Here is a 7,389-nt window from a genome sequence, read left to right as displayed (position 1 = left end):
CACCGCGGAAGGCAAAAGCACCCGCGAGATCATCCGCTGCCTCAAACGTGCCGTTGCCCGCGAAGTCTTCCGCCTGCTCACCACCACCGGAACCCCAAAACCCCTTGACGGAACATAGGAGCATCATCGCTTCGATCCGATCGACGTGATGTGACATTCGGCCACAGCCGTTTTCGGCGCCCACCTGCAGTTTCTGGAACCTGAGGTTACAGTTAGGGCACCCTTGTGGCAGTGGTCACAGCGAGTCTGTGCATACTGGTGAGTAACAACCAGCGTCATGGAGGTGTTTCGGTGGGTGAGCAGCGCGCGACGGACTACGACGTCCTCATCGTCGGATCGGGGTTCGGCGGAAGTGTGACGGCCCTGCGGCTCGTGGAGAAGGGGTACAAGGTCGGCATCCTCGAGGCCGGCCGGCGCTTCGCCGATGCGGACTTCGCCAAGACCAGCTGGGATCTCAAGCGCTTCCTGTGGGCGCCCAAGCTGGGGTGCTTCGGCATCCAGCGGATCCATCTGCTGCACGACGTCCTCATCCTCGCCGGCGCCGGGGTCGGCGGCGGATCCCTCAACTACGCCAACACTCTCTACAAGCCGCCTGCCCCGTTCTTCCAGGACAGCCAGTGGGCGCACATCACCGATTGGAACGACGAGCTCAGCCCGTTCTACGACCAGGCCCGTCGCATGCTCGGCGTGGTGCAGAACCCCCACATGACCCCCGCCGACGAAATCGTCAAGTCCGTCGCCGAGGACATGGGCGTCGGGGACACCTTCATCCAGACCCCGGTGGGCGTGTACTTCGGTGAGCCCGGCCGCACCGTCGCCGACCCGTACTTCGGTGGTGTCGGCCCCGACCGCACGGGCTGCATCGAATGCGGCGAGTGCATGACCGGTTGCCGGCACGGTGCCAAGAACACACTGCTGAAGAACTACCTCGGGCTCGCCGAACGCGCCGGCGCCGAGATCGTCCCCCTCACCACGGTCACCGGCCTGCGCCAGGCCGCCGACGGCACATGGGACGTCGATACCGAGCGCACCGGCGCATGGAAGCGGAAGAACCGTCGCACCTACACCGCCGGGCACGTGGTGCTGGCCGCCGGCACCTGGGGCACCCAGCACCTGCTGCACCACCTCAAGGACACCGGCGGCCTGCCGCAGCTGTCCGACCGGCTCGGGCACCTGACCCGCACCAACTCCGAATCGATCGTCGGTGCCGGCAAGATGCGCGTCGATCCGGAACTCGACCTCACCCGCGGGGTGGCGATCACCTCGTCGTTCCATCCCACCGCGGACACCCACATCGAACCCGTCCGCTACGGCAAGGGCTCCAACGCGATGGGGCTGCTGCAGACCCTGATGACCGACGGCGGCGGCCGCGTCCCGCGGTGGCTGAAGTTCCTCGGCCAGGCCGCGAAGAACCCCGTCCAGATGGGGAGGATGCTCAGCGTCAAGGACTGGAGCGAGCGCACCATCATCGCCCTGGTCATGCAGAACCTGGACAACTCGATCGTCACCTACACCAAGAAGGGCCTGCTCGGCCGCCGCAAGGTCACCAGCCGGCAGGGCCACGGGCACCCCAACCCGACGTGGATTCCCGTCGGCAACGAGGCCACCCGCCGCATCGCCGAGAAGATCGACGGCGTCCCCGGCGGCACCTGGGGGGAGATCTTCAACATCCCGCTCACCGCACACTTCCTCGGCGGCTGCGTGATCGGGACCGACCCCGAGCACGGCGTCATCGACCCGTACCACCGCGTGTACGGATACCCGACGCTGAGCGTCGTCGACGGAGCCGCCGTCTCGGCGAATCTCGGGGTCAACCCGTCGCTGACGATCGCCGCGCAGGCCGAGCGCGCGGCTGCGCTGTGGCCGAACAAGGGGGAGCAGGACCTGCGCCCCGCCCAGGGTGAAAGCTACCGTCGGCTGGACCCGATCGCCCCGAAGAAGCCGGTGGTGCCCGCGGGCGCTCCGGGCACGTTGTCGCTGCCGATCGTCGAGGTCCGCAGCGGCTCCACCTCCGGCGTCGCCTGACCCGAACCGCCGTTCGTTGGACGAGGACCGGGCCTCTAGACTGTTCGGGTGTCGCAAACCCAGCAGTCCAGGCCGGTCCTCGTCGTCGACTTCGGAGCCCAGTACGCGCAGCTGATCGCCCGCCGCGTCCGCGAAGCGAAGGTCTACTCCGAGGTCGTGCCGCACACCACGACGGTGGAGGAGATCGCGGCCCGTGAGCCGCTCGCCGTGGTGCTCTCCGGCGGCCCCTCCAGCGTTTACGCCGACGGGGCGCCGCAACTCGACCCGAAGCTGTTCGATCTGGACGTCCCGGTATTCGGCATCTGCTACGGCTTCCAGGCCATGGCCCAGGCGCTCGGCGGCACCGTCGCGCACACCGGCAACCGCGAGTACGGGCGCACCGAGATGTCCGTCACCGGCGGTGTCCTGCACGACGGCCTGCCCGCGACGCAGCCGGTGTGGATGAGCCACGGCGACGGGGTCACCGCCGCGCCGGCCGGCTTCGAGGTGACCGCCACCAGTGCCGGCGCTCCCGTCGCCGCGTTCGAGGACCGCGCGCGCCGTCTCGCCGGCGTGCAGTACCACCCCGAGGTGCTGCATTCCCCGCACGGCCAGCAGGTGCTCAGCCGGTTCCTGCACGACATCGCCGGAATCCCCGCCGCCTGGACGGCCGCGAACATCGCCGAGGCCCTGATCGAGCAGATCCGCGAGCAGGTCGGTGACGGCCGTGCCATCTGCGGCCTGTCCGGCGGGGTGGATTCCGCGGTGGCCGCGGCCCTGGTGCAGCGCGCCATCGGCGACCGCCTGACCTGTGTGTTCGTCGACCACGGCCTGATGCGCGAAGGTGAGCGGCAGCAGGTCGAGAAGGACTTCGTCGCCGCGACGGGGGCCCGGCTCGTCACGGTGGACGCCGCCGAGACCTTCCTGCGGGAACTGGCCGGCGTGACGGATCCGGAGACCAAGCGCAAGATCATCGGCCGCGAGTTCATCCGCAGCTTCGAGGGCGCCGTGTCGGAGGTGCTCGGCGAGAACGCCGCCCACGGCGAGACCGTCGAGTTCCTGGTCCAGGGCACCCTGTACCCGGACGTCGTCGAGTCCGGCGGCGGCACCGGCACCGCCAACATCAAGAGCCACCACAACGTCGGTGGTCTGCCCGAGGATCTGCAGTTCGCGCTGGTCGAGCCGCTGCGCCTGCTGTTCAAGGACGAGGTGCGGGCGGTGGGCCGCGAACTCGGCCTGCCCGAGGAGATCGTCGGCCGCCAGCCCTTCCCCGGACCGGGCCTGGGCATCCGCATCATCGGTGAGGTCACAGGCGAACGCCTCGCGATCCTGCGCCGCGCCGACTCCATCGCCCGAGAGGAACTCACGGCGGCCGGCCTCGACGGCCAGATCTGGCAGTGCCCGGTGGTGCTGCTCGCCGACGTGCGCAGCGTGGGCGTGCAGGGCGACGGCCGCACCTACGGCCACCCGATCGTGCTGCGCCCGGTCTCCAGCGAGGACGCGATGACCGCGGACTGGACCCGCCTGCCGTACGAGACCCTCGAGCGGATCTCCACCCGCATCACCAACGAGGTCCCCGACGTCAACCGTGTCGTCCTCGACGTCACGAGCAAGCCGCCGGGCACCATCGAGTGGGAGTGAGACGCGGCTGCGCCCTTCGGATCCGATCCGAAGGGCGCAGTGCGTTCCGGGGCAGGGGTGTCAGCGCTTCTTCTTGCCCGGCGCGAACACCAGGGCCGCGCCGACGACGACGGCGAGCGCGACGAGCAGCCAGCGGAATTCGACGTTCGCGAGCGGCTCGAGGGAGAACGGCCCGATCAGCGCCCACCCGCTGACCGCCAGCGCCGCGATCGCGGACAGCAGCATCAGGATCGACGGGCCCCGCCGGCGGGTGCCGGTCGTGGGGTCGGTGGGGTCGGTGTCGAAGTCAGCCACGGCGCACCTCCGAGTTGCCGAATGCGGTGTCGAGGTTCAGGGTCAGGACCGGTCCGCCGACGCCGTCGTCGCCGCCGTCGAGGCCCTGCATCGTGCACGGATTCGAGGCCCGCTCGGTGCAGACGACGTCGACGTCGAGGTTCTTCGGCAGCATGATCTCGGTGGCACCGAAGCGGGTCTCGACGGTGACGGTCTCGTCCTCGGTGAGTTCGAGCCCGCGCAGGTCCAGTTGCAGAGCGCCCATCTGCACCGCGTACGCCGGCTGCAGTTCCGCGGCGGTGCGGGGCGAGTACAGCTGTTCCCCCCACGACGAGGTGTCGATCGGCCCGACGAGCGAGGCCAGCACCACGAACCCGAGCAGCGGGCCCGTCACCACCAGCAGTCCGTAGCCGCGGTGCAGGAACGCCCCGAACAGCAGGCCGAGTCCGATCACTGCGAGCGCGATCGCGCCGATCCGCGCCGGTGTGAGCCAGGCGACCTCACCCGCGGAGGCCACCGCGCCGGCGGCCGCCGCGGCGAGCACCGCCAGGCCCAGCACCGTCGTGGTCAGCCGTGAGCGGGGCTGTTTCGCCGGCACGACCGACGGCGCGGGCGCCGGCTCGGGCAGGTCCCAGGCGAACGGTGCGACGCCGAGCGGATCCCAGGACGGCGGCGTCGGGCGCTGCAGCAACGGATCCTGCGGGGGCTCCGGGTTCGCCTCGGGGGACTCCGCGCCGGCGGCCCGGGGCGAGTCCGGTTCCGGCTTCGTCCAGAAGTTCGGATCCGCCGGCGCGGGCCCGGTGGCGGCGGTGTGCTGCGCGAAGGGTGCCTGCTGGTACTGGCTCTGCTGGAACGGGGCCTGGAAGGGGTTCTGTGGGAACAGCTGCGGCGCCCCGGGCAGCGCCGGGGGTTCGGGCCGGCGCTGGTACAGCAGCCACAGGCCGCCGAGCATCAGCACCATGCTCACGAACCCGGAACCGCCGACCCCGGGGCCCATCGGGCCGAAGGCGCTGGCCGCGACCGCCAGCACCACCAGCAGCACCACGGCCTTGGTGCTCGATTCGGAGCTGTGCCCCCGGCCGACGAGGGACTCGGCGGGGGAGACCTGATCGCCGTAGCGCGGCAGCAGCAGCCAGCACGCCAGATACAGCACCAGGCCGGCGCCGCCGAAGAACGTGGACACCACGAACGCCACGCGGATCAGCACCGGATCCACGTCGTACCGCACGCCGATGCCCGCGCACACCCCGGCGACGTGGCCCTGCCGTGGCAGCCGGACGGGACGGGTGCGCCACATGTCCGAGAGCTGCTCGGGGAAGCTTCGCGTGTTCATGCTGCACATCCTTCTCGACCGCCGCCCCGCCGCACATCAGGGACCGACCCTGAATTCTGCGGCTGCGCGCGGCCGTCGGCTCAGGGTTCGTCCCCGATGCCCGGGGCGGGGTGCGCGTGCCAGTATCGAAGGTATGCAGCCGGTTCCCTACCCGCACCTGCCCACCCCCCGCCTCGAGCGCCGGGTCGGCGGCCGGGTCGTGGGCGGCGTGGCCGGTGGTCTCGCCGACCACCTCGGGGTCGACGTGCTCAAGGTGCGGGTGGCGTTCACGGTCCTGGCGGCGCTCGCCGGCCTCGGCATCGTCGCCTACGGGTTGCTGTGGGCGCTCACGCCGCAGGGCTCGGACACCGAACCGCCGTCGCCCACCGAGCGGCGCCGGGCCCTGGGCCTGGCGGTCATCGGACTGGGCCTGGCCGTGGGGCTCTCGTGGCTGCTCAACGGCGGCGTGGGCTCGGTGATCGCGCCCGTCGTCGTGGTGGCGGTGGGCGCCGCGCTGGTCTGGCGCGAGTTCGACGCCGAGGGACCGCGTTCGGTGCTGGGCCTGCCCGCCCGGCCGACGGTGCTGACCTGGGCGCGGGTGGTCGGCGGCGCCTCGCTCATCGTGATCGGGCTCGGTGTCGTGATCCTCGCCCAGGTCGACGTGGCGGCCCTGCGCTCGTCGGTGCTGGCGGTGCTGGTGACGCTGGTCGGGGCCGGCCTGCTGTCGGTGCCGCTGTGGGTGCGGATGTGGCGCGCGCTCGAGGAGGAACGCGCCGCCCGCGTCCGCAACGAGGAACGCGAGGAGATCGCGTCGCACCTGCACGATTCGGTGCTGCAGACGCTCGCCCTGATCCAGAAGCAGGCCGACAACTCGCAGGAGGTGCTGCGCCTGGCGCGCAGCCAGGAACGCGAGCTGCGCCGCTGGCTGTTCGGCGGCGGCGAGACCCCGCACACCAGCCTGGCCGAGGCGCTGCGCACCATCGCCGGCGAGGTGGAGGACCAGTACGGGGTCTCGGTGGCGCCGGTGATCGTCGGCGACGTGGTGCCCGGCGACGACGAGGACCTGACCGCCGAGTCGTTCACCGCCCTGCTGGGCGCCACCCGGGAGGCACTGGTCAACGCGGCCAAGCACGCGCGGGTGGACAGCGTGGACCTGTTCGTCGAGGTCGAACCCGAGCAGGTGAGCGTCTTCGTCCGGGACCGTGGCGTCGGCTTCGACGAATCCGCGGTGCCGGAGGACCGGCAGGGCCTGGCCCGTTCGATCCGGGGTCGTGTGGAGCGTCGCGGCGGCCGGGTCGGTGTGCGCTCGAACCCGGGCAAGGGCACGGAGATCCGCATCCACATGCCCCGTGCCGGTGCCGGACCGGAGCGGACGACGACCCTAGAGTGGGAGGGCACCGACGCCCATCCAGAGGAGCAGCCCACTTGACGTCACTCGACGCCTCCCGCCGTTTCCGTGTGTTCCTGGTCGACGACCATGCCGTGTTCCGGTCGGGGGTGCGCGCCGAACTCGGCCGGGAGAGCGACATGGAGGTCGTCGGCGAGGCCGGCACCGTCGCGGAGGCGGTCGCGGGAATCGACGCCACCCGCCCCGACGTGGTCCTGCTCGACGTCCACATGCCCGACGGGGGCGGGGTGGCGGTGCTCGGGCGGATCACCGAGGGCCCGGTGTGCCTGGCGCTGAGCGTTTCCGACGCCGCCGAGGACGTCATCGCGGTGATCCGGGCCGGCGCCCGCGGCTACGTCACCAAGACCATCTCGGGGGCCGAGCTGGCCGACGCGGTGCGCCGCGTCGCCGGCGGGGACGCGGTGTTCAGCCCGCGCCTGGCCGGGTTCGTCCTGGACTCGTTCACCGGCCGCTCGAGCGTCCCCGAGCCGCCGCTCGACCCCGAACTCGATTCGCTCACCCCGCGGGAGCTCGAGGTGCTGCGCCTGCTGGCGCGCGGCTACACCTACCGCGAGATCGCCGAGGAACTGGTGATCTCGGTCAAGACCGTCGAGACGCACGCGTCGAACGTGCTGCGCAAGACCCAGCAGTCCAACCGCAATGCGCTCACCCGGTGGGCGCACCGGCGGCGGATCGACTGACCGGAGTTCAGTGCGTGGGCAGCCGCTCGGTCGAGCCGGCCGCAAGCGCCGCGGTCATCGCCCCGGCGACG

Annotated in this window: 7 protein-coding genes; 4 read left to right on the top strand and 3 right to left on the bottom strand. The window is 71.3% G+C overall.

What is annotated here, in order from left to right:
- Positions 1 to 184: hypothetical protein (locus ACWPOB_RS27025; protein ID WP_455402706.1), on the bottom strand; the 184-nt coding region annotated here is incomplete at its 3' end.
- A 107-nt stretch (positions 185 to 291) separates the two neighbouring features.
- Here ACWPOB_RS27025 and ACWPOB_RS27020 point away from each other — a divergent pair.
- Complete coding sequence (locus ACWPOB_RS27020; protein ID WP_100058350.1) at positions 292 to 2,025, top strand: FAD-dependent oxidoreductase; 1,734 nt, start codon at positions 292 to 294, stop codon at positions 2,023 to 2,025.
- A gap of 48 nt (positions 2,026 to 2,073) precedes the next feature.
- A complete protein-coding gene (guaA, locus tag ACWPOB_RS27015) occupies positions 2,074 to 3,645 on the top strand; it encodes a glutamine-hydrolyzing GMP synthase (RefSeq protein ID WP_100058351.1) in 1,572 nt (523 codons plus the stop codon).
- Between the two features lie 60 nt (positions 3,646 to 3,705).
- Here guaA and ACWPOB_RS27010 read toward each other — a convergent pair whose 3' ends face one another.
- Positions 3,706 to 3,939 (bottom strand): hypothetical protein, encoded by a 234-nt coding sequence (locus ACWPOB_RS27010; RefSeq protein WP_006934962.1) that lies wholly within the window; start codon positions 3,937 to 3,939, stop codon positions 3,706 to 3,708.
- Entirely contained in the window at positions 3,932 to 5,251 is a 1,320-nt protein-coding gene (locus tag ACWPOB_RS27005; RefSeq protein WP_455402704.1) for a PspC domain-containing protein, read from the bottom strand. The genes ACWPOB_RS27010 and ACWPOB_RS27005 overlap by 8 nt, the downstream gene beginning before the upstream one ends.
- 133 nt (positions 5,252 to 5,384) lie before the next feature.
- Between ACWPOB_RS27005 and ACWPOB_RS27000 the strand changes: the two genes are divergently transcribed.
- Both ACWPOB_RS27000 and ACWPOB_RS26995 read left to right on the top strand, forming a co-directional pair.
- Positions 5,385 to 6,659: an ATP-binding protein gene (locus ACWPOB_RS27000; protein WP_455402703.1), complete on the top strand. Its 1,275-nt coding sequence runs from the start codon at positions 5,385 to 5,387 to the stop codon at positions 6,657 to 6,659.
- The gene (locus ACWPOB_RS26995; protein WP_006934956.1) at positions 6,656 to 7,318 is read left to right on the top strand and encodes a response regulator; all 663 of its coding nucleotides are present in this window, start codon (positions 6,656 to 6,658) and stop codon (positions 7,316 to 7,318) included. The genes ACWPOB_RS27000 and ACWPOB_RS26995 overlap by 4 nt, the downstream gene beginning before the upstream one ends.
- Positions 7,319 to 7,389: the final 71 nt, after the last annotated feature.

It is taken from the genome of Rhodococcus sp. 2H158 (assembly GCF_053764755.1).
The sequence above is the reverse complement of the archived record's forward strand: the minus strand, read 5'-3'. Positions and strand labels throughout refer to the sequence as shown.

What these genes read in the sequence shown, in the direction of transcription:
- ACWPOB_RS27005 (WP_455402704.1), bottom strand. Translation starts at nt 5,251, where the DNA reads ATGAACACGCGAAGCTTCCCCGAGCAGCTCTCGGACATGTGGCGCACC.
- ACWPOB_RS27000 (WP_455402703.1), top strand. Translation starts at nt 5,385, where the DNA reads ATGCAGCCGGTTCCCTACCCGCACCTGCCCACCCCCCGCCTCGAGCGC.